Origin of the sequence: Sphingobacterium sp. Lzh-3 (assembly GCF_046764375.1) — a bacterium.
Lineage (GTDB): Bacteria > Bacteroidota > Bacteroidia > Sphingobacteriales > Sphingobacteriaceae > Sphingobacterium.
In genome coordinates, this window is record NZ_CP177226.1 from 429,073 (window position 1) to 453,577 (window position 24,505).

Annotated in this window: 16 protein-coding genes; 15 read left to right on the top strand and 1 reads right to left on the bottom strand. The window is 38.2% G+C overall.

Going from position 1 to position 24,505, the window contains the following annotated elements:
- The first annotated feature begins 14 nt into the window (after positions 1-14).
- Complete coding sequence (locus tag ACLCDV_RS01640; protein ID WP_411972786.1) at positions 15-1,967, top strand: hypothetical protein; 1,953 nt, start codon at positions 15-17, stop codon at positions 1,965-1,967.
- Positions 1,968-2,101: 134 nt separating this feature from the next.
- Here the strand turns inward: ACLCDV_RS01640 and ACLCDV_RS01645 are convergent, their stop codons facing one another.
- Positions 2,102-3,133, bottom strand: coding sequence for a LacI family DNA-binding transcriptional regulator (locus ACLCDV_RS01645; protein ID WP_411972787.1), 1,032 nt, complete (start codon positions 3,131-3,133; stop codon positions 2,102-2,104).
- 460 nt (positions 3,134-3,593) lie between these two features.
- Between ACLCDV_RS01645 and ACLCDV_RS01650 the strand changes: the two genes are divergently transcribed.
- From ACLCDV_RS01650 to ACLCDV_RS01715, 14 genes are all read left to right on the top strand, one after another.
- Positions 3,594-4,016, top strand: a complete 423-nt coding sequence (locus tag ACLCDV_RS01650) for a hypothetical protein (protein ID WP_317668693.1) — start codon at positions 3,594-3,596, stop codon at positions 4,014-4,016.
- A gap of 261 nt (positions 4,017-4,277) precedes the next feature.
- Positions 4,278-4,952, top strand: coding sequence for a hypothetical protein (locus ACLCDV_RS01655; RefSeq protein WP_411972788.1), 675 nt, complete (start codon positions 4,278-4,280; stop codon positions 4,950-4,952).
- Positions 4,953-5,192: 240 nt separating this feature from the next.
- Positions 5,193-5,444, top strand: a complete 252-nt coding sequence (locus ACLCDV_RS01660; RefSeq protein ID WP_411972789.1) for a hypothetical protein — start codon at positions 5,193-5,195, stop codon at positions 5,442-5,444.
- Positions 5,445-5,623: 179 nt separating this feature from the next.
- The gene (locus ACLCDV_RS01665; RefSeq protein WP_317668690.1) at positions 5,624-7,132 is read left to right on the top strand and encodes an alpha-L-fucosidase; all 1,509 of its coding nucleotides are present in this window, start codon (positions 5,624-5,626) and stop codon (positions 7,130-7,132) included.
- A gap of 299 nt (positions 7,133-7,431) precedes the next feature.
- A complete protein-coding gene (locus ACLCDV_RS01670; RefSeq protein ID WP_088159969.1) occupies positions 7,432-8,418 on the top strand; it encodes a LacI family DNA-binding transcriptional regulator in 987 nt (328 codons plus the stop codon).
- 147 nt (positions 8,419-8,565) lie between these two features.
- Positions 8,566-10,914 carry a GH92 family glycosyl hydrolase gene (locus tag ACLCDV_RS01675; protein WP_411972790.1) on the top strand — a complete coding sequence of 783 codons (2,349 nt, stop codon included), beginning with the start codon at positions 8,566-8,568 and terminating at the stop codon, positions 10,912-10,914.
- A 10-nt stretch (positions 10,915-10,924) separates the two neighbouring features.
- Positions 10,925-11,647, top strand: a complete 723-nt coding sequence (locus ACLCDV_RS01680) for a basic secretory protein-like protein (protein ID WP_411972791.1) — start codon at positions 10,925-10,927, stop codon at positions 11,645-11,647.
- Between the two features lie 10 nt (positions 11,648-11,657).
- The gene (locus ACLCDV_RS01685) at positions 11,658-13,952 is read left to right on the top strand and encodes a GH92 family glycosyl hydrolase (protein WP_317668686.1); all 2,295 of its coding nucleotides are present in this window, start codon (positions 11,658-11,660) and stop codon (positions 13,950-13,952) included.
- Between the two features lie 88 nt (positions 13,953-14,040).
- Positions 14,041-15,363 carry a HAMP domain-containing sensor histidine kinase gene (locus tag ACLCDV_RS01690; RefSeq protein WP_317668685.1) on the top strand — a complete coding sequence of 441 codons (1,323 nt, stop codon included), beginning with the start codon at positions 14,041-14,043 and terminating at the stop codon, positions 15,361-15,363.
- Positions 15,364-16,065 carry a response regulator transcription factor gene (locus ACLCDV_RS01695; protein WP_317668684.1) on the top strand — a complete coding sequence of 234 codons (702 nt, stop codon included), beginning with the start codon at positions 15,364-15,366 and terminating at the stop codon, positions 16,063-16,065.
- A gap of 160 nt (positions 16,066-16,225) precedes the next feature.
- Positions 16,226-19,480: a TonB-dependent receptor gene (locus ACLCDV_RS01700; RefSeq protein ID WP_317668683.1), complete on the top strand. Its 3,255-nt coding sequence runs from the start codon at positions 16,226-16,228 to the stop codon at positions 19,478-19,480.
- A 19-nt stretch (positions 19,481-19,499) separates the two neighbouring features.
- Positions 19,500-21,422, top strand: coding sequence for a RagB/SusD family nutrient uptake outer membrane protein (locus tag ACLCDV_RS01705; protein WP_317668682.1), 1,923 nt, complete (start codon positions 19,500-19,502; stop codon positions 21,420-21,422).
- Between the two features lie 165 nt (positions 21,423-21,587).
- Positions 21,588-23,885 (top strand): GH92 family glycosyl hydrolase, encoded by a 2,298-nt coding sequence (locus ACLCDV_RS01710; RefSeq protein WP_411972792.1) that lies wholly within the window; start codon positions 21,588-21,590, stop codon positions 23,883-23,885.
- Between the two features lie 225 nt (positions 23,886-24,110).
- Positions 24,111-24,473, top strand: a complete 363-nt coding sequence (locus ACLCDV_RS01715) for a hypothetical protein (protein ID WP_070561742.1) — start codon at positions 24,111-24,113, stop codon at positions 24,471-24,473.
- Positions 24,474-24,505 lie beyond the last annotated feature (32 nt).

The window sequence follows — 24,505 nt, forward strand, 5'->3', positions numbered from 1 at the left end:
GAATCGATTAGACCATGATGAAAAGAAAACTATTTTATGCAACATGCGTTGCCCTTATAGCATTTGCAGCATGTAAAAGGGATGATTATTGGAATCAGACTACTGTTGTCCAGCGAGGAAGTATCTCAGGGACTTTAACTAATACTGATGATAATACGGTGTTAAAAGGCGTAAAAATATTATTTCAACGGCAGACGAAAGCCAATGGAGAGCAGACTTTTATAGATACTGTGTCTACTGATGTAAAAGGACAATTTAGGTACGATGTCCCATTTCCTAATTTGGTAAAAGTATCTATACGGGATACAGGACGTTATCACTTGGATGAGAATTTTGTAGATATTACTGAAAACAAAGATTATCCAATCATATTGAACAGCTATCCACGATTTGGAGTTTCTCAAATCAATGTTCAGGTACTCAGTGACCTCAAGCAGCCATATGTGGGTATAAAAGTAGGACTTTATGAACGCGAAAGTAATACAGAATCTTATTCTGTTGTAGATACTTTGTTGTCTAATGAACAGGGTAGGGTATCTTTTACAGGCAGAGCATTTCCTGTGCACTATAAGGTGAAGGTTGCCGAACCGGATGTGGCATATATGCCAGATTCACTAGAGGGAGCTTTGTTGACGAGGACCCCAATTGAGCTTACTTTGACTACTAAATCCTTATTCGGCAAAGGTAATTTGAAATTGGTGAGCAAGCAGGTTTTCAGTAATCAAGTTATAAAAAATGAAAAATTCCAGTATCGTTATAAATCGGTTGTAGATAGGGAATTTTCTACTTGGGAGGAAGGTGAATTTGATAACACTGGTCAATTTACGCTCATTAACAAAGTATATCCAGGGGATATAGAGATCAAATACAACAATAATTCCAAAGTGAGATTTGAAGTGCAAAATAGCACAATGACGCTAGGGGAATCTAATACGGTTACACCTTTTCAGGTGATGATTAAAGATCTGGACCCCCGGTACACGAAGCCTATTTTGACAAATTTAAAAGTTTCAACCTTGGTTTTGAATAATGGACTTAGTGTAAAAGGTCCTTTTGCTATAACGATGGATAATAGCCATAACTTATATATTGCCGATGGTTATAAGAATCAATTGTTTATGGTTGATGCTTCAGGGAGTGCTAGTGTCATTGCCGGCAGTGGTGCGACAGGATCTGTCGATGGAGCTGGCACCGCGGCAACCTTTAACGGTATGTGGGGAGTAGCTGTCGATTCTTCGGGTACCATTTATACGACAGATGCCGCTAGTGCTGTTGGAGCTCATCGAATTCGTAAGATCGTAAAAAATGCGAACGGAGATTATACGGTATCGACAATAGCTGGTACAGGGGCCTCGGGCACAGCTGATGGTGTAGGTTCTGCTGCAACATTTAATAGACCATCGGGTATTATTTTTGACAAGGCAAGAAAATCTCTATATGTTTCAGAATGGGGAGGCGCTCGCCTAAGAAAGATCGATCTTTCAACGACAGCAAATACGGTATCCACATTGGCGATACCAAGTGGTGCGGGCAATCTATTTACGATGACTATAACTCCAGATGGCGAGGATATGTATGTGTCAAGCAACAATAATAATAATATCTTCAAATACAATTTTACATCGAATTCGATAGCACCATATCAAAATTCAAACGTCAATAACAGAGGGTTGTTTGCTACGGCGGGAGATGTGCTTTTGGCTACAGCTGGTAATCACAATCTGATTTTTTACTATGATTTGAAGACGGATGTGATGACTGAGTTGTCTACTAGAGTTTCCTCGAGTGATGAAACAGGTCAAGTTATTGATAATGTCCCAATTAAGGATGTGGCCGCAAGGTTCTTTCAACCATTCGGTATTTATTATGATGTATGGACAGGAAACTGGTACGTGGCCAATAATACAAATAAAAATGCTGAAAAAACTGTAGGTTCCGTGCGTATCATTCGTTCGGATGATATTTAGGAACATGCGATATAAACTCAAAACACAAAAAGGCAGATAGGTAAGAGAAACAAAAATATAGATAAATCCCCAGAAGCTATACGCTTCGGGGATTTTTAACAAATGCGGTCTATTAGATACGGTTTCTCAACAACTTAGTTGGTAGAATGGCGTATTTCCATTTTCACAGGTAATTTAATGTCTTCAAATGAAGAGCTTTTTTGCCCGTCAGGTTTATCTAAAATTTCTTCAATTAGAGCAAATGCTTCAGAACCCATTTCTTTTGAAGGTTGGACGATACAGGATAAGGGCGGTCTAAAGAGATTGGAAAATGTGAAGTTAGCAAAACCTAAGAGTGCTATGCTTTTAGGTACCTCAATATTCAACGTATGCAATACTTCTAAAACCTGATAGGATAGTTGATCAGAGGCCGTAAATATAGCGTTCGGAAGTGTGTTTTTCTGAATCCTTTGTGCAAAATATTTGATCAGTTCTTCACGACTATTTTCACCATTTTTCTCCACATCAATCGATAGAAGGTTTTCATGATTTATTTGGATACCAGAATCGTTTAAACACTGGAGATAACCACGTCGTCGCTCTTCCACAACTCCTTTGGCCATACTTGAAATAAAAAGGATATCCATGCGTCCAATACTGATCAAATGGGATATGCCTTGATAGACAGCTCTAAAGTTATCGATGCCAATTTTATGGGTGTTGATGGCATAATTTATTCTATCTATTAAAACAACTGGAATATCATCTTTTTTTAATTTTCTAAGATAATCAAGTGAAATGCAATTGCCTGTTGGGGCAATTATAATAGCGTCAGCTCCTTTTCTAAATAGCGTTTCTAAGAGATTTAATTCACGGACCGGATCATCATAGCTTTGCATAATGATTAGGTTGTAGGCCGTTTTTGACATTTTTTCTTCTATTCCTTCCAAAATCTGGGAGAAAAATGAATTACCAATTTTCGGCACAATCATGCCAATGATATTTGTTTTTCCGGTTCGGAGTAATTTAGCATATTGGTTGTATTGATAGCCATTTTCATCGGCAAATTTTTGTATTTCAACTTTAGTAACTTCGCTGATTTCATGGCTATCTGCCAGTGCTTTTGAAACAGTGCCAATTGAATATCCCAAAGTTTTTGCGATATCCTTTATAGTGATCCTTTTCATAATCGGTTGTTTATATTAGTTATTTTGTTCTATCTTTTATCCAGTGATGGCCTTTTGAGCGCAAAATAGTGTGAAAACTGGTTATTAAAACTTTATGAAGATGCTTTTGGTACCACAGATTAAATATGAACCCATATGTTGTTCTCCTATTAAATCTATACAAGAATTAGGGAAAATATATCATCGATTTAATATGCAATCGATTGTGTAAAGAACGAAAACGATTAAGACTTAAGAATGATTGATTTAGATTAGGCGGTATTGTTTTTGACTCTGAAGAGATATAATTCTTTGAAAACGTATTCGTTAAACAAGCAAACGTTTGATTACTTATCGGCCATCTGGCCTAGCGCTATTACTCCTTATATTTGACAGTAGTGTTTTTTTTGGTGCGATTGTAATTGTTTCTCCGATCTCTGCGAACGTACTTCCTACAAAATGATGCTTTAATATGTAAAAAGTGAAATTCTTTAAAAAGATAAGAAGAGGCAATAGGCTTGATTTAGAGGGATCATGTAAGTTTATATTAGACTTTTATGATATAACATATCGTAAGATTGATTTGTCAGCATTGATAGCGACATATCAAGATTGGCAATCTGTACAAACGATTAGGGATATCCTGTTTGGGTATGGTATTGATAGTACAAGAGTAGCAGGTGCTAATAAATATGCCGAAGTGGACCTTCCGTTTATAGGGGTATTTCGAAGAGGAGATTTGTGTTTTACGGGTTTTACAGTTGTGATTGCAATTGATTGGGCTAATGTAACATTGTTTGATCCGTTTGTTAAAAAACAACAGATTATTACTTTAAACGACTTTAATTCGTTAGATATCAGTGATCTGTTGCTATTGAATCGAGGCGTGCACACTGGGCGTTGATTTTGAACTACAAATGTTATTTGTTTCCATATTGTCACCTTGGTTAAGAAACGAAATGCTTTTCGTTGATTGTGCAATCGATTGAGCTTAACAATTGTTTTTGTACTTTTCAATTTAGCACTATATTGATTTAAATTATAAATCTGACCAATTTTATCAACAGAATATCTGTATCGATCTGTATATCAAAGGGAGTGATACTAGGTCAGTAGTAACCGAATACAATTAAAGAATATAATTGATAAACTAATTCGATAAATTATGAGAAGGTTCGTTTTATTCCTCCTTATGTTTCTTTTTGTGACATCATGCATTTCCTGCAGTAGAAAGAGTGCGTGGGCCTATATATTATTGGAAGACTCAGGAGCGGAGCCGTTAGCGATAGTAGATTCAGTACAAATTTTTAGTACATACTCCGCCAAGACTACTAGAACAGAGGCAATGCAGTCTGCAAGTTATCAACGAGATTTGCAGATGACAGGCTTTTATGTTGCAGCGGGTAGCACACTACATATTGACGTTAATACGGGTAAGGCAACAGCGCGGCTTGCAATCGCTAATGCCTTGGGCAATACTATCGGACCAGTTAAACAATATATTGATCTTAAAAGAGGTAAACAATCCGTATCTGTTGGGCCAAATGAAGGATTGGTCTATTTCAGTTTTAGAGAGAGTAATGATAATTCAACAGAAAAGGTTGAGGTTAAGTTTGGCAAAGGATTTATTCCTGTTCCTTATTATCGGGAAGGTATTACTGGCCGTTCGCAATGGATGTTTACATTAGACGCATTGAGAAAAATAGTACCCTATGTTATACTGCGTTCAGATCAGACTAATCTTGTCGCTCGTATGGATGAAATGTTGCAGTATAAGCAGGATAAGACAGGAGATATTATAGAAAAGTTAGGTTCTTCTCCACAAAGCGTGGGCCTATAAGGATAAGTATTATTTGGTTTAGTTTAGTGTGATTGAGCACATATATTATATGTGCTCTTTTTTAAAATGATGTATTATAAAAAAAAGATATCTGTTGTCAGTGGAAGTATATTCCAACAAATAATGATAACAATGCTGTGCCGTAAAATGGGCTTATTTGAGCCCCATTTTACAAGTAGTAGTGGTATCGAACTTCTGAATAATCTAACAAATAATCTCATTTTGCCAGAAATATGTCTTATGGACCTTGATAGGTTTAGATTGGCGGAAGTTGAGCTGATTAAAGACGTGTCTGAACGATTTCCAACGATCAAATTATTGGGCTATACGTCTGATCGCAATATGAATACAGATCATTTTATCAAAGCAGGCTTATTGCATGTATTTATTAGAAATAAGCTTGTAGATATCTTAAATGCAAGCTATTTGTTTGAGTATGATTCCAAACAAATGGAAAAACACGTGAATAGAAGACTTACTCTAATTGCGTAATGTCAGTATTGTTACAGTCGTTTTAATCTTCGTTATAAGATTATCTATTTCACTTTAGTTCGTTGGAATAGTTGAATCACAAGGATGATTTTTTTCAAGAGAATTTATTTTGTACGCTGAATACCCATATTAGACCATATTGTTAGTTGCACTAGTATTATTTAAATAAATTTTAAACGATGAAAAAAAACAAGTCTATAATTATTTTGATGTCTGCTTTTTTATTTCAACAAGGAATTGTTAAGGGGCAATGGACAGATAAAAGAGAGAAACCAGTTGTACCAATTGAAGTAAAATTTGGAGCTATTACTAAATCGAATAGGATGGACCCCGCGATGGCAGCCTTTCGAAACTATGGGCTGGGGCAATTTATCCACTGGGGATTGTATGCGATACCGGGGAATGAGTGGAATGGCGTTAGTGCTAGGCAAGGTGCTGCTGCTTCTGAATGGATACGCTCTTGGGGAGGGCCAACGACTCCAAAAAATTGGATAGATATCTACGATAACCTATATAAACAATTCAATCCGAAAAATTTTGATGCGAAGAAATGGGCGAAACGAGCGAAGGAAATGGGCGCCAAATATGTGATTTTTACGACAAAGCACCATGATGGCTTTTGCTTGTGGCCTTCTAAATATTCTGATTATACTATTGCCAATAGTCCATACAAAAAAGACATTGTCAAGCAAGTCGTAGATGCCTATTCTGAGCAAGGTATAGATGTCTATTTATATTTTTCCGTAGAGGAATGGAATAACAAGGATTATGTCAAAGAAATACCGAAAACTGCCGATGAGAAAGCTAGATTTGACCGATTTTTGAAATACACAAGGAACCAGTTATTGGAATTGCAGGCAAATTACCCACAAATAAAAGGTTTTTGGTTTGATGGTACCTGGGATCCGTCTTGGATAAATTCCTACGAGTTTACTTATAATTTAGAAAAAGAGTTGAGAAATAATAATCCAAACTTAATAATTGGATCTCGTTTTCGAAACGATGAGTATGAAAGCCGTCACTTTGATTCAAATGGTGTCTTATTAGGGGATTATGAGCAGGGATGGGAAAGAAAAATGCCAGCTAGTATCGACATACTTGGTGGTAACGATTGGGACTGTGTTATGACGATCCCTCCCAATGGATGGGGATATATAAAAAATACTGATGGGATGTATTTAAAAACGACAGATGATGTTATCGATTTATTAATGAGATCTCGTTCTATGAATGGTAATTTCGTTCTCAATTTTGGTCCGGACGAAAATGGAAACATGAGCAAATATGAGAATGAACTGATAACAGATTTTGGAAAATGGACTAAAGTGAATGCCGAAGCTATATATGAAGTCAATCACTTTCCGCTGGAGAGTAAATACGGATACTATACAATAAGCAAAACTGATGCTAACTCGCTATTCCTAACAGTAATTAATAAACCGATAAACAATATCTTAAGGCTTGTCTTTCCAAAAAGTGCAAACTTGACGCCGGCATCGGCTTCTTTGCTAAATGATAAGCGTGATTTGCTTTTGAAAAAAACGAATATCGGTTTTGATAGAGATAAGAATATTTATTTCGATATAACTTTGCCAAAGAGTTTGAAAAATAAAAATGCATTCGTGATCAAAATTAAATTAGATAAATCAAAAATAATTGAAAACAAATTAATGGACGCAAAGATTTAAGTTCTTTTAAATTACTAGCCATCAAAACGATTCGGTAAATAGAATAAAAATTGACTCTCATAACGCTAGCACTTAGAGAAAATCAGTAGAGAACGTCGGATTGAAATGGGACATTTATATTTAAAGCTTCAATAACAGAAAGGTCACCATAGAAGTCGGATTGTATGCATTGTCAATCTAATTTTTTTTGCTGTCTACGCATACGATTGTGTAATAATTTATTGTGTGCTATCAATTGTAATCTCCGATATGTTCATATTTATTTTCTAATTTCACCCTAATTTTATGAAAATGCTCTTATGGCCAAATCAATTAAAGAAATAGCACAGGAACTCAATGTGTCTAAATCAACTGTTTCATTAGTCATTAATCACAAAGCCGAGCGAGCCCGCATTAGCAAGGAATTGGAAAACCGCGTACTTGCATACGTTGAAAAAGTTGGCTATAAGCCCAATGCGCTCGCGAAGAGTTTAGCAACGGGGCGGTCAAATACTATTGGTCTAATTGTAGAGAATATTGGGGATTCTTTTTTTGGTCCATTTGCATTGTATGTAGAGGAATTGTTCCGAAAGAAAAATTATCATGTCCTCTACAGTAGTACGCTTGGAGATCCGCAAAATGCGCGCGATATCATCGATTCGATGTTGGAAAAGAAAGTGGAGGGTATTATTTTGGCTCCGACAGTAGATCTGGAAGAATATCAGCGCAAAATATTGGAACATAAGGTTCCGTTGGTAGTTTTTGATAGAAATTCTCCAACAGTGGAAACCCATTATGTACATATTGACAATGAAGTTAGTGGGAAGAATGCATGTGACTATTTGAAATCTATTGGTTGTAGAAATTTTGGGCTGGTAACCATCGATTCGGATCAACCACAAATGCTGGCACGTAAGCGTGCTTATTTGGCGTTTTGTGACACATATGGAATGGAACCTCGCATACTGCAATTACCTTATCAGCACCTGAAGCAGAAAGGTTCACGTATGTTGAAAAATTGGGCTGCTAAGCAGGTAGGCTTAGATGGTCTATTTTTTACCACAAATTATCTTTGTATTCTCGGATTGAAGGTATTGCGGTCAGCGCCTGAGAATAGCTATAATTTTCCGATGTTTTCTTTTGATGACCATGAATTATTTGATATTTTGATTCCTAAAATTTCCTGTATTCAACAACCATTGGAACCTCTGGCTAAAACTTGTGTGAAGGTTTTGTTAAAGGAAATAGACCAGGGGATATCCATACCAAAAGAATATGTCATTTCGACCAAATTGATCAAGCGATAAAAAGGGACAACAAATGGATATATAGAAATTGAATTGTAAAAATCATAAGACGTGTTTGTCCAATTCTAGGACTTTATTTTGATTTAATATTCTTTTTTATATCTTTACTAATACGTTTTAGTAGAAATATTTTATATATCCTAAATAATGAAGAAATCTTTAAGTGTTTTTCTAGGGTCGTTATTGTCTTTGGGTTTGTTTTACGCAAAACCGGTTTTGGCTCAGAAATTTAGAGGGCAGCAGCTAGAAGCTGTCGATCTTGTTAATCCATTAATGGGTACCGAATCCAAATTTGAGTTGTCTAATGGTAACACCTATCCCTCGATTGCGCGGCCTTGGGGCATGAATATGTGGACACCACAAACAGGGAAAAATGGCGACGGATGGCAGTATCAATATACCGCAGATAAGATTCGTGGTTTAAAACAGACTCACCAGCCATCTCCCTGGATGAATGATTACGGTGTCTTTTCTATCATGCCCGTGACAGGAAAGCCTGTATTTGATCAAGACGAGCGTGCAAGCTGGTTTTCGCATAAAGCTGAGATTGTAAAACCGTATTATTATTCGGTTTATCTAGCAGATCACGATGTGACTGCAGAGATGACACCAACAGAACGCGCAGCCATGTTTAGGATCTCGTTCAATAAAACAGATGACGCTTATATCGTTTTGGATGCTTATGAAAAAGGGTCTGAGGTTCAGATTATTCCAGAAAAAAATATGATAATTGGCTATTCTTCGAAGTACGCACGCGGTCCGCTGCCTGCGAATTTCAAGAATTATTTTGTTTTGGTGTTTGATCAACCTTTTGCAAGTGTTGCTACTTGGGAAGGCAAAGAAAAAAAGGATGGGCAGCTTCAGATCAAAGGTGATCACACAGGTGCAATCGTCGGGTTTAAGGTAAAGGACAAAACGAAACCTGTACAGGTAAAGGTTGCGTCTTCCTTTATCAGTGCCGAACAAGCCTTATTAAACTTAAATGAGTTGGGTAATAAGTCGTTTGATCAGATTAAAGAAGACGGACGTCAGATCTGGAATTCAACTTTAGGAAAAATTAAAGTAGAAGGGGACGATATTGATCAACTGCGTACATTCTATTCGACGATGTATCGGACCTTATTTTTCCCGAACAAATTATATGAAATTGATGCGCAAGGAAAGGCTGTTCATTACAGCCCCTATAATGGAAAAACACTTCCTGGTTATTTGTTCGGAGGAACAGGCTTTTGGGATACTTTTAGAGCATTGTATCCGTTCTTAAACTTTATGTATCCTTCCATTAATAAGGAGATGCAGGAAGGTTTACTTAACGCGTATTTAGAAGGAGGCTTCCTTCCTGAATGGAGCAGTCCGGGATATGCTGATATCATGGTAGGAAATAACTCTGCATCGGTCGTTTCGGATGCATATATGAAGGGATTACGCGGTTATGATATCAATAAGTTATACGAAGCTTTACAACACGGTGCTAATAACGAAGGACCAATGAGTGCTGTTGGAAGAAAAGGCGTTGAATATTACAATAGTTTGGGTTATGTGCCATATGATGTTAAAATCAATGAAAATGCTGCACGTACATTGGAATATGCGTATGATGATTTCACCATTTACCAATTGGCAAAAGCTTTGAACCGTCCGAAAGCTGAAATTGATTTGTATGCTAAGCGTGCACAGAATTACAAAAATTTATTTGATCCATCGACCAATCTTATGCGTGGAAAAAATAAAGACGGAAAATTCCAGGTTCCGTTCAATCCGTTGAAATGGGGAGATGCTTTCACTGAAGGAAATAGCTGGCATTATTCGTGGAGCGTTTTTCATGATGTTCAGGGACTGATCGATTTAATGGGCGGAGAGAAGACTTTTGTGAGCATGTTGGATTCGGTGTTTGTTCAGTCTCCAGATTTCGACGATAGTTATTATGGCGGTATTATCCATGAAATTCGTGAAATGCAGGTAGCAAATATGGGACAGTATGCTCATGGTAATCAACCGATTCAACATATGCCATATTTATACAACTACGCTGGCCAACCTTGGAAAACACAGTATTGGGTGCGTCAAGTGATGGATCGAATGTATAAACCTACACCTGATGGTTATTGTGGAGATGAAGATAATGGTCAGACGTCCGCTTGGTATGTTTTTTCAGCGCTTGGATTCTATCCTGTTTGTCCGGCGACGGATGAATATGTGCTCGGAGCTCCATTATTTAAAAAAGCGACCTTAACATTTGAAAATGGTAAGACATTGACTATTGATGCACCAAAGAACTCAGCTGAAAATGTATATGTAAACACATTGCAAATTAACGGTAAGGATTATGGTAAAAACTGGTTAAGTCACAAAGCATTGCATGAAGGTGGTATACTTAATTTTGACATGGCGGCAAAACCCAATTATACAAGGGGATCGTCCAGAAATTCTGCGCCTTATTCAATGACAACGGATTTGCAAACAAATATCAAGTTGAAATCGAACAAAAAGAAATAATCATTAGGTTATGATAAACTCTAAAAACTTAAAAGTAGTTGTTACCGTATTTGGCTTGGCATACTCTTGTTCACTTTTCGCGCAGGACAACTGGAAACATACAGAAAACGACCGGAAGGTGGCTGTGGATGTTGATAGTATCAGTAAAGGAGGATACACCCTGATTTGGATAAATAAAGACAAAGACTTTAGTGCGTCTTTGAAAGAGCGATTAATTGCGGCTTATTTTACGAACTATCCTAAACTGGCCAAGAAATATAATAAAAAGACCATAAAAAAGGTGTCTTTCGTGATTGATCCGGACTATAAAGGTGTGGCAGCGACAGCGGGCGGGATTGTCCGTTACAGCCCAGCTTGGTTTGCCAAAAATCCGGGCGATATTGATGTGGTCACCCATGAGGTAATGCATATTGTCCAGGCATACCCTGATGGAGCTGGTCCGTGGTGGATAACGGAAGGGATAGCAGATTTCGTCCGATTTGATGATGGAATAGATAATGCTAGTGCCAATTGGAAGTTACCTGAATATAGCGACAAACAGAAATACACAGATTCTTATCGTGTTACTGCCCGGTTCCTCTACTGGATTAACACGCATGTAAAAAAGGATTTTGTTAAAAAATTGGATGCCGCTATGCGTGGTAAAAGCTATAGCGATGCTTTTTGGAAAGTGGAGACGGGAAAGACTATCGATGAGCTATGGGCGGATTACAGTAAAAATCCTAAAGTATAATTCATAAGTCATGAATATAAAAAGTTTGGTCTTTTGGGGATTAATTGGTATCCCATTTTTAATAAAGGCGCAAGAAACTAACTTAGTCCAATACGTGAAACCGCTTATTGGTACTGCTCGGATGGGGCATACCTTTCCTGGGGCAACGGTTCCTTTTGGCGCCGTACAATTAAGCCCGGATACGGATACATTATCGTATGCTGTCAATGGGCGGTATAACGGTGATGTTTATAAATATTGTGCTGGTTATCAATACGATGATCCAACGATTGTCGGCTTTAGTCATACGCATTTTAGTGGCACAGGTCACTCCGATCTTGGAGATATACAGATCATGCCGACACAAGGAAAAGTCCAATTAAACCCGGGTACAGCTGATCGACCACAAGATGGTTATCGATCGCCATATTCGCATGCCAATGAACGGGCTGAGGCCAACTATTATAGTGTTTTACTGGATAAACATCAGATTAAAGCCGAGTTAACGACGACAACACGTGTGGGTATACATCGGTATACGTTCAATGAGTCAGATGCCTCACATCTAATTGTTGATTTAACCGCTGGGATCTATAATTACGAAGGGAAAAATGTTTGGACCGTTGTTAAAGTACTGAACGATTCTACGCTGGTAGGCTACCGTCAAACGAACGGTTGGTCAAGAACCCGCACCGTATACTTTGCGATAAAGACTTCAAAGGCTTTTAAGAATTACGGCGCCAAATATGAAGATGGAAAATCTGTGTATAATGGTTTCTGGCGTAAGTTTGATCAACAAAATAATTTCCCTGATCTCGCAGCGCACAATATTAAGCTTCACTTGGATTTTGATACAAAAGCGCAAGAAGCTATCCTTCTGAAAGTGGCTTTAAGTCCAGTTAGCATGAAGAATGCATTGGCCAATATGGAGGCTGAGGCTCCGGACTGGAATTTTGACGGCTACGTTAAGCAAGGGCAAAACGCCTGGGAGAAGGAGCTGCATAAAATAGAAGCTGAGATGTTGAACAAGGAAGATCTTGTCAATTTCTATACCGCGATGTACCACGCAAGCCTAATGCCGACGGTGTATATGGATACCAATGGTGAATATAAAGGGTTGGATCAGGAAGTACACCGTGCCGAAGGCTTTACGAATTATACCTCATTTTCTTTGTGGGATACATTTAGGGCCTTTCATCCGCTTTTGAATCTAATAAACCCATCTCGCAATGCAGATATTGTCGCATCCATGATGGCTCATTATGACCAGAGTGTATTAAAAATGTTGCCGATCTGGTCGCATTATGCAAATGATAACTGGTGCATGAGTGGCTATCATTCCGTATCGGTTATTGTAGATGCTATCCTCAAAGGTGTTTACAAAGGTGATGCTGAGGCTGCTTTAGCGGCTTGTGTACAAACAGCAAATACACGCCAGTATGAGGGGATTGGGGCATATATAGATAAGGGATATGTTCCGGCAGATGTATCGGGAACATCTGTTTCTAATACATTGGAATATGCGTATGACGATTGGTGTATAGCGCAATTAGCGAAAAAATTGGGAAAAGAGGATATTTACAGGACCTTTTCCAAAAGGGCTGAAAGTTGGAAATCACTCTATGATTCCGCTATTGGATTTATGCGTCCAAAGAATTCGGCTGGTAAATTTCAGGAGAAATTTGATGTTTTGGATACACATGGACAAGGGTTTATTGAAGGTAATTCATGGAATTACAGTCTGTATGTACCGCATCAACCTACTGAAATGATGGCATTAATGGGAGGTAAACAACGTTTAGCGTCTTATTTGGATTCACTGTTTACCATGGAATTACCGGATAAATATTTTGAACATACGGAGGATATTACCCGGGATGGCATTATCGGAAATTACGTGCACGGAAATGAACCTTCCCATCATGTGGCATACTTGTACAATATTACGAAGAGCCCCTGGAAAACTCAGGCTCGCGTCAGACAAATCATACGGAATCAGTATCATAATGGTCATGCGGGCTTAGGGGGAAATGATGACTGTGGACAAATGTCTGCTTGGTATTTATTTACTGCATTAGGCTTCTATCCGGTGGCACCTGGGGAAGATAATTATTGGATTGGCAGTCCTTTGGTAAAATCGGCAAAGGTTAATCTTGAAAATGGACGCAGTCTTTCTATAGTTGCCCGTAACCAGTCTGAAAAGAATGTTTACGTTAAATCCGTGTCTTTGAATGGGCGGAAATTGGCTGATTTTCTATTACCGTATAGCAGCATTATAAATGGTGGTGAATTAATCTTCGAGATGAGCAGTAAACCGAGCAAATAGTAGTCTGTTAATAAAGATGAGGCGATCAGGCGTATATAAATGGATAGCTTGCTGTTGCTTAATATTGTTTTTGATATTACAATATCTCATGATTGCACGATCATATGAGATTAAAAGAGGTGAACTATTTCAAAAAGAAAAACAGGAAATTAAGGTTGTTTACAATAAGCATATTTCGAACGATAAGATATTTCCGGGCGGACAAAAACTTATCGATTCAACCTTAATGCCTCATTTGGTTCGTCTGAAAACTTATTATCAAGATGATAGAAATGCTTTCGATAATCTGAAAGATAGTATCGCGAAGACCTTGATATTGAAGCTCCGAAATCATCCAGCAATGGACAGTCTATTTCAGATCATCAGATCCGAAGTCAATTTGGGTGAAGGCTTTGGTTATGCAATTGTGTTGAAAGATGTTTCGGTGACTTTTGATGCGAAGACATTTATACCAATTATGGACTTTGGAATAGATCAGCATATTCCTATTGGAGGGGAATTTCGGTTTATTGACAAAGACAATCTAGTATCGTCGATTGCAATAACTGCAAATAGTAAGATGTCAAATCGTGTGGCTTTTACGTTGTACGTTGGAAATATTGATACAAATTTTTCTGTATTAAGATCCATTTTCCCCTTATTATTACTGTCGGGTTGTTGTATAATTGGTATTGTTTGGTTGTATTTGATGACCTACAGTAGTTGGATAAAGCAAAAAAGAATGGCGGAAATGGCTTCCGACTTTATTAACAATGTCACACATGAGTTCAACACACCATTAACAACCATACGAATTGGTTTAACTAATTTGGCGGTAAAAGTTTCGATAGATGATAAGTTAAAAATGTCGACAACTTTGGATACCCTGATGCGTCAGATAAACCGTTTGGATCGATTAGTTAATAAGGCTATTGATTTGAGTGTGTTTAATCAGGAAGAGGTGATTCTAGAAGAACACTTTTTGGAAGAACTTATGGTTCAATTAGAACAGGACCTAGGGATTTTAGTATCAGAAAGTACGGCAATTCAAATTTTGGTGGATCAAAACGTTAAAGAAGTTAAGGTGCTCGTCAACCCATTTATGTTTGTTACTGCGGTAAACAATTTGGTCGATAACGGACTGAAGTATAATAAAGAGCCAATAAAGCGTATTCATATTCGTTTTAGCATAGGCTCAAGAGATACGGTGATGATGACTGTCCAAGATAATGGAATAGGTATTCCAAATAACCAGTTGCCGTATATTTTCGCGAAGGGATATCGGGGTAAACAAGAAGCTTCCACAAATGGGCTAGGCCTGGGGCTTTTTTTCGTAAAGGAAGTTATACGGATTCATCGATGGAAGATCGACGTTAAATCAGATACTCAACCAGGAACATCATTTTCTATTTCGATACCAATAATAAAATAGATGATACCAAAATATGGACATATATTGCTGATTGAAGACGATCTTGATTTGGCGACAATGCTCATAGATTATCTATCAAATTTCGGATTTGATGTTAGTCATGCAATGTCTGCTGAGGAGGGAATATGTTATTATAAGACTAATAAATATGATATCCTTATTGTAGATATACAACTTCCTAAATGGGACGGGTTTCAATTGGTTGAATATATTTCTCAGTTAAATAAAAACCAGTTTGTGCTTTTTCTTACAGCAAGGCTGTCTAAAACAGATCGATTAAAAGGTCTGCGTCTTGGGGGCAATGATTATATAACAAAGCCGTTTGATGTTGAAGAATTGTCTCTGAAACTTCAAAATTATATGGTTAAGCAAAATGCTTTTTGTCAATTGCAACTCAATATTGGCGATATTAAACTTAATCGTAATTTACTTGCAATAGAGTTTAATGATAGCTCTCGGCAGGTAGTATCACCACGTGAATTCGAACTTTGGACATTCTTAGCAAACAAACCGAATGTTGTTTTGAAAAGAGAAGAGATTTTACTCGCTCTTTGGGGAGATAATGATTATTTTTTGGGGCGAAGTCTCGATGTTTTTATATGCAAGATTAGAAAAATGCTGAAAAGGTCGCGTAATGTTGCTATTAAAACTGTTTACAAAGTGGGATTTATTTTAGAGGTAGATTTCAATAATTGTCATTAACAATCGATTAACAACTTTCTCTTTTCTTTCTTTTTAATTTTACTAAAACGAATTAGTTTATCAGCTTAAGGTTGCTCTCTTTGGAGGTGTAGTCATTTCAAAGAAGTAATCGATTGACGACCAATTGTTGTATTAGTAAACCAATCATTAATTATTATTTATGAAAAGAAAGGTAATTCCACTATTTTTTACGCTTTCGGTGTGTAGCACGTTCAATTTGTGGACCGAATTGAAAGCTGCGTCTAGCCATTTCAGTTTCCGACAAGAGAGTATTATTGTAGAGGGAACAGTTTTGAACAGTTCGACAGGGAAAGTTTTGCAAGGTGTCACCATTGTGGTTAAGGCGAGTGGCAAATCAACGAAAACAGATGCATCAGGCCGATATCGAATCGAAATTCCCTATAAGGATGCAGTATTGACCTTCTCATATATTGGTTTTCAGCCTCAACAAATTGTTGCGGGTGGAAGGTCAACGCTACAGGTTAGCCTAGTAGAAGATGTAAAAGCACTAGAGGATGTTGTGGTTGTTGGATATACAACTCAGAAGAAAAGAAATGTAGTTGGTGCCGTAGCAACGATTACGACTAAGGATCTTGTACAAAGCCCAGCAGCAAATATTAATAACATGCTCGCGGGAAGATTACCAGGGCTGGTCGTCAACCAATATGCTGGAGGGGAGCCAGGAGTAGATCGTTCGGAATTGTTTATTCGTGGTAAATCAACTTATGGTAATCAGTCCCCTATTGTAATTGTGGATGGAATTGAACGCGATATGAGTTATTTGGCTCCAGACGAAATTGAGACTGTTTCCATTTTGAAGGATGCAGCAGCTACGGCACCTTACGGAATTCGTGGAGCGAATGGGGTTATCGTTGTTACCACAAAACGAGGACAATCCGCCGATAAAGCAACCGTAGACTTCAAAGCGTCTTATGGATTAAATACGCCGGCACAATTGCCGAAGCTTTTGGGATCTGCAGATTACGCGACTCTCTACAATGAAGCTTTAACGAATGATGCCAAGCTATCAGGTGGAAATACCGATAACTTGAAATTGTTTAGTCAGGATGCTATAGACAGATTTCGAAGGGCAAAGGGCGATAATTCGGACGGGCTAGGCTATAATTGGGACTATTTCGACTATATTTTTAGGACTGCACCTCAACACGAATACAATCTATCGATTCGTGGGGGCAATGATATCGCGAAATATTTTGTGATGGGCGGCTATATGGGGCAAGATAATAACTATGACCATGTTGATTTATCTAAATATAATGTTTCTCCTAAATTTCAGCGCTATAATTTTAGGTCCAATATTGATGTCAACATTACAAAAAACTTGTGGGTAAAACTCAATTTAGGTGCTCGTATTACCAATCGAACTTCACCTGGAACTTCCGCAAGTAGATTGATGACCCTTGCAATGACACAACCTCCGTATTTACCCATCGTTCTAGAACCCAATAGTCAACCTTCAACACAAGGGTATCTGCTGAATAACCCTTCGGGATTGTTGTTTGGTAATCAAATTTACCGCTTTAATGTTCTTGGAGAGTTGACTAGATCAGGATATCATACAGAAAAAAATACCTATTTGGAAGGGAGTTTTGCTGCCGGCTGGAATATGGATTTTATTACCAAGGGACTTTCTGTTGACGGAATATTTTCCTATGATGCTAGAGAGCAACAATGGGTCCGACGCGAGCTGGGTACCTATAGTGAAGGATATAGGGTATATCCCAATTATGCAACTTTTCAGCCTACAGATGGTATCGATCTTTTTATGAATCCGCAATACTATGAGGGTACTTACAGAAATGGGAACAAATATACGGTAGATCAAACCGTTGGAAATTCATTTACACAAAGTAGTCCTTTTAATAGAACTTTCATTCAAGGAAAAATAAATTACAATCGTTTATTTAACGATAAGCACAATGTAACTGGGATGCTGCTTTTCAATCGCTCAAGCCAGTCTGTCTATGATGCGACAAATTCAAGGGCCAGTGTTGATATTCGTTATCAAGGTATGACAGGGCAGTTTACTTATAATTATCTAGAAAAATATTTAGCGGAATTTAACTTTGGTTACAATGGATCTGAAAATTTTATAGAGGGAAAACGTTATGGATTTTTCCCTGCTGGAGCATTAGGATGGGTGGTTAGCAAAGAGAAATTTATGTCTAATACCAAAGACTGGCTGAGCTTTTTGAAGCTGAGAGCCTCGATGGGACTTGTGGGCAATGATAAAATGCCAGGTGACGCTCGATTCGGCTATCTCGCATTTTTTCAGGGAGGAGATGGTTATAGTTTTGGGGAACAGAATTTTAACAATGGACTAAGTGGGCTTCGTGAAGGACGCCTGGCAAACGAAAATATAACATGGGAGAAATCTAGAAAAACCAATATCGGTCTCGATATGGGCTTTTTAAAGAATAAGATGAACTTTAGCATTGATGTTTTTGAAGATTATCGTTATGATATTATTACTGAACTGGGGGCGGATGACATTGGTTTTCCTGGCGTAGTTGGTAAAGGCTCTCCGCTGATCAATATTGGAAAGGTCCGCAACCGTGGTATTGATATAGAGATGAGTTATTCAGACATGATTGGCGATAATTTCAGATTTTCTCTAAAACCTAATTTCACCTTTTCCAGAAATAAGTTGATCTTTCGACAAGAGGTACCACGACAATATGAATACAGACAAGCAACGGGCAAACGACTTTACGAAAATTTTGTCTATGTTTTCGATCACTTTGTTAGAGATCAAGCCGAGGCGGACAAATTAAATCAGAATAATTTTCAACCTTGGGGAACAGTAGGACCAGGCGATGTCGTATATAAGGATTTGAACGGTGACGGTAAAATTACAGATTTAGGGGATCGCACAGTGATGGGAAATCCTAGAAGTCCGGAGATTCAATTTGGTTTACCAATATCGCTGCAATACAAGGGTTTTGATTTTAGTCTTTTGTTTCAAGGAGCGTTAAATTCTTCAATTTTATTGAAAGATGCGGCTGTATGGGATTTCCCGACTTTTGATCAAGATAAACTTGGCTCCGTTCGACCAATTCATATGGGACGTTGGACTCCGGAAACGGCCGAAACTGCAACTTACCCCGCTCTACATATTGGCAATTCCGAAAATAATAAAAATAGCAACAGTAGTTTGTTTTTATATGATGCTAAATATTTAAGACTCAAAAATATAGAGATTGGTTATAATTTGCCGAAAGATCTTATTAAAAAAATTGGTTTGAACCAATTACGCGTTTATGCGCAAGGGATGAACCTATTTACCTGGTCAGGTTTAAAGGATTTAAGTATAGATCCTGAGATGGGAAATACAAGCGGTTATTGGTACCCGATTCTCAAAGTCTACAACTTTGGAATAAATCTTAATTTCTAATCTTATGAATGTATTGAAGATGAAAAGAATACTTTTTTTTATAGCAGGTGTGGTTCTGATTGTGATCGCAAGTTGCAACAAATATTTGGATAAATTACCCGACGATCAAATCCGGGAAGATGAAGTTTTTACTCGTTATGAGAAAGTAAATCAGCTTGTTACGGATGTGTATGCTAAAGCGAAAGGTGTCAATCAACCTATTTCGTGGTTCTATCATTTTTCGAGTGCTGCAATAACCGATGAGGCCGAAGGTTCTACAGTAGAAGGAAATATTACGAATAGATATAATACCGGTGATTGGAATATCAATGAGCTTCCGGGAGATAACGGGCAATTTTGGAGTAGTATGTTTGACGGTATCCGTAGAACCAATGTCATTTTGGAAGGAATAAAAAAGTACAGTACACCAGACGATATCCTGGAGCCAGGCTCACTTCCAATGCGCGTTGGTGAGGTTTACTTTCTTAGAGCTTACTTTCATTTAATGGCTGTTCGTATATATGGTGAGATTCCCTACATAGACCATGTAATTACGGCCACTGAAAACATGAACTTTGAACGTGAGTCAGTTCATAAAGTTATTGACAAAATTGTTGCTGATGCAACAACAGCATATAATGCTGTTCCGGAAAAATGGGAGGGTCAAAATTTTGGACGTATCGATAAAGGTGCATGTCTTGGATTAATTGCAGAAGCACGGTGGATGGCCGCTACACCACTTTGGAATGGATCTGCTGCAAAAGGTTATAATGGGACGCGTAAGTTCGAGTCCGAATACGCTACATATGATCCTCAGCGTTGGGTGAAAGCTAAAGAGGCTGCTAAGGCAGTTCTTGAAAGTAAGGTTGCAGGTGGAAAACGTTATAGCCTGTATCAGAAATATTCAAATACCGATTTTGGAGATAGCGGGGGGCAAAACACGAGCAACTCAACAGTTTATACACGTCTCTGGCAGATGTTTTATGATATGGAGGCGTTCAAAAATGAGTATGTTTTGTTTTTTACGCGCTATAAGGGAGAGGGGTGGTTTGGTGATGTATATCCGCCAAGTAGAGGCGGTGGAGCTCGTCAGATGCCTGTTCAGGAGCAAGTCGATGAGTATGAATACCTGTCACCAGATGGTTTTGGTTATCCGATTTATAGTGCCAAGGCTAAACAAGATGGGTATGATGACGGGAATCCTTACGTTTCAGTAAAAAGGGATCCACGTTTTTATCGAGACATTATATTTCATGGTGCAGCATTCCGCGGCGGAAACAATAATCCATCCCAGACAAATATTGCGAGCGGAGCAGATCAGATTGGCGCTAATAATGCAACACGTACTGGATATTATCTGAGGAAATTTTTGCAGGAAGCTTGGAATAAGAATGGAAGTGTTATCATCAGTGCCCCTCCAGTATGGCGCTTACCAGACTTTATTTACATTTATGCAGAGGCAGTTAATGAAGTTGATGGACCGACGCAAGAGATCTATGATTTAATTAATCAGGTAAGAGCGAGGTCTTTTATGGCGCCCATGCCTTTGACAACACTTGCTGATAAAAATTTGATGCGTGAGTACATTTATCGTGAACGAAGGGTCGAATTCTTTTATGAGAATAAGAGAGCTTTTGATAGTCGCCTGTATCTAGAACCTAGTAGTTCGGTGGAGAAAACTAAATATCAGAACTTTACTGCATCAGGTAGTACAAATAACGAGAGAAGTATAAATTACTGGAAGAATAGTAATACAGCTTATCCGAAACTTCAGAATATGATTAATGGCATGAGAGCCGTTGAAGATGTAAATGGTAAAATCCAAATTGGTGATAAACGTTATAAGATGGAACGTTTCTTTGTTGAAAGTAGAGTTTTTACTGCTCCAACTCATTACTTATTTCCTATTTTAAACTCAGAGATCCAAAAGTCTCCCTCGTTAGGGCAGAATCCTGGGTGGTAGTTTTTGCGTGATATTAAAAACCGCAATCATTTGATTGCGGTTTTTTTGTAACCATATTGTGAAAAAGACCAGGGCAATCGACTATATTTAAATTTCTTACTTATATTTACTAATACGTTTTAGCTTTTTTGCTAATAATTTTAAGCTTAACCAAACGCTTCATTTATGTTTAATATTAAAAAACTAACAGGTAGTATTCTTTTTCTGTTCGCGGCGCATGCTGGAATGGCGCAACAAACCTCGCCTGTTGATTTCGTTAACCCTTTGATCGGTACTGAATCGAAGTATGAATTGTCTAATGGCAATACTTATCCTGCGATCGCTCGGCCTTGGGGTATGAATTTTTGGACCCCGCAGACTGGAAATATGGGCGATGGCTGGGTATATACTTACACGGCAGATAAAATTAAAGGATTTAAGCAAACCCACCAGCCAAGCCCCTGGAACAATGATTATGGTCAGTTTTCAATCATGCCAATAACAGGTACACCGCAATTTGATCAAGAAAAACGGGCGAGCTGGTTTTCGCATAAAGCTGAAATTGCCAAACCTTATTATTATAGCGTTTACCTTGCGGATCACGATGTGACAACAGAATTGTCGCCATCACAACGGGCAGCAATCTTTCAGTTCACATTCCCTAAAACAGACAGTGCTTATGTTATTATTGATGCATTTGATAAGGGGTCTTATATTAAAGTAATTCCGCAGGAAAATAAAATTATCGGGTATTCAACAAAAAATAGTGTTGGTGTTCCGGAGAATTTCAAGAATTACTTCGTCATTACTTTCGATAGACCATTCTCCTACAAAGCTGCTGTTAAAAGCGGAGCGATAAGTAAAGATGAATTGGAAATTCAGGACAATCACGCCGGAGCAGTCGTTGGTTTCTCTTCCTTGAAAAGAGGGGAAAAGGTCACCGCCCGTATTGCTTCTTCCTTTATCAGTTTTGAGCAGGCAGAACTTAATCTAAAAGAAGTGAAGTCCAAAACATTTCAACAGGTTGTTGACGAAGGTAAAGCACAGTGGAACGAAATCCTCGGACGTGTACAGGTTGAAGACCACAATATTGACCGGTTACGTACATTTTATTCCAGCCTTTATCGTTCAACACTCTTTCCAAGGGATTTTTCTGAAATTGATGGAACAGGCAAACGTATGCACTATAGCCCTTACAATGGGCAGGTCCTGCCTGGGGAAATGTTTACGGATACAGGTTTTTGGGATACCTTTAGAAGTTTGTTTCCCCTGTTGAATTTATTGTATCCGTCGATGAATGATCGGATGCAGGCAGGTTTGGTGAATGCGTATAAAGAGAGTGGTTACCTTCCGGAGTGGGCTTCGCCAGGACATCGTGCATCGATGATTGGAAACAATTCCGCTTCTATTGTAGCAGATGCTTTGATTACTGATCGGAAAGGCTATGATAAAGACCTGTTATGGGAAGCGCTGAAGCATGGGGCCAATAGTGCCTATCCGAAACACTCTTCGACGGGACGCTTCGGTTATGAATATTATAATAAATTGGGCTATATACCTGCTGATGTAAAAGTAGACCAAAATGTAGCACGTTCACTGGAATATGCATACAATGACTGGTGTATTTATGAATTTGGCAAAGCATTGGGCAAACCGGAAGCTGAAACAGCTATTTATGCAACACGCGCAATGAACTATAAAAATCTGTTTGACCCAAGTACAAAACTTATGCGTGGAAAAAATGCAGACGGATCGTTCGTCTCAGATTTTGATCCAAGTGCCTGGTCAAGAGAATATACGGAAGGAAATGCTTGGCATTGGAGTTTTTGTGTGTTCCATGACCCTCAGGGTTTAATTAATTTGATGGGGGGTAATCAATCATTTGTGTCCATGTTGGATACGGTGTTTGTTATTCCGAGTTATGAGGGTATGAAAAGTCGTGGAATGATCCATGAAATGCGTGAAATGCAGGTGATGAATATGGGGCAGTATGCGCATGGAAATCAGCCGATCCAACATATGCCCTATCTGTATAATTATGCTGCAGAGCCCTGGAAAGCACAATATTGGGTGCGCAAAATAATGGATAAACTTTATTTGCCTACACCAGACGGCTATTGTGGTGATGAAGATAACGGGCAGACTTCAGCCTGGTATGTCTTCTCTTCGCTGGGATTTTATCCTGTTTCTCCTGCCTCGGGCGAATACGTGATTGGTTCACCACAATTCGATAAGGTGACACTAAATCTCGAAAATGGGAAAAAAGTGAATATCCAAGCTAAACAGCAGGGACCAAATCAGGTCTACGTAGATCAACTAACTTGGAATGGAAAGCCTTATAGTCATAATTATATCCGTTATAAAGATTTATTGCAGGGTGCCAAACTTGATTTCAAAATGAGCGAAGCACCGAATAAAAATAGAGGTACAAAAAAAGAAGATGCTCCATATTCCTTTAGTAACGAAAAAGTAAAAGGAAAATAAAGATTGAGTTCTGATAGACACTAATGAATTCAATGATGATACTTTAGTGCTAAGTAATTGTGTCGACTGTTTAATTGATCTTTTAAGGTTTATAGCGGAAACCATGAACATTACTTGTTTTTTGAAAACCATGACAGCTAATTTTTTAGGCTGTCATGGTTTTTTTACACGAATAAAATAATCTTAGCTATTTAAAGTCATACCTTTGTGATTCGAAATTTCGATATGTTAGGCAAAATATTTCATTTTTTAACACTCTTTGCATACCTTAATCTGTTGACCTATGAGTCTTTCTCCTCGGCAACTGGACAGGTGTTGCATGCAGGTGAGACCATTGTGGAGTATTTTCTGGATGACGTATTGGATTTGGAACCCATTCATTCTTCCCAAGAAGAAAAAGTACTATTGCAAGATGATTATCGTATATTTTCACTCAATAGTCAAGTCCTACCAATTTTTATTTTTGTTTTTGGAATCGTCTTTACGGCATTATGTTTTGCAAAAGATGATGAACATCCTTTTTACCGATCTAAAACCCTATGCTTACCAGGGTATTATCGCTTCCTATCCCGTTTTAGGCCATTCTAGTTACGCTCCTCTAATTTTCTAGCGGAGGCTGC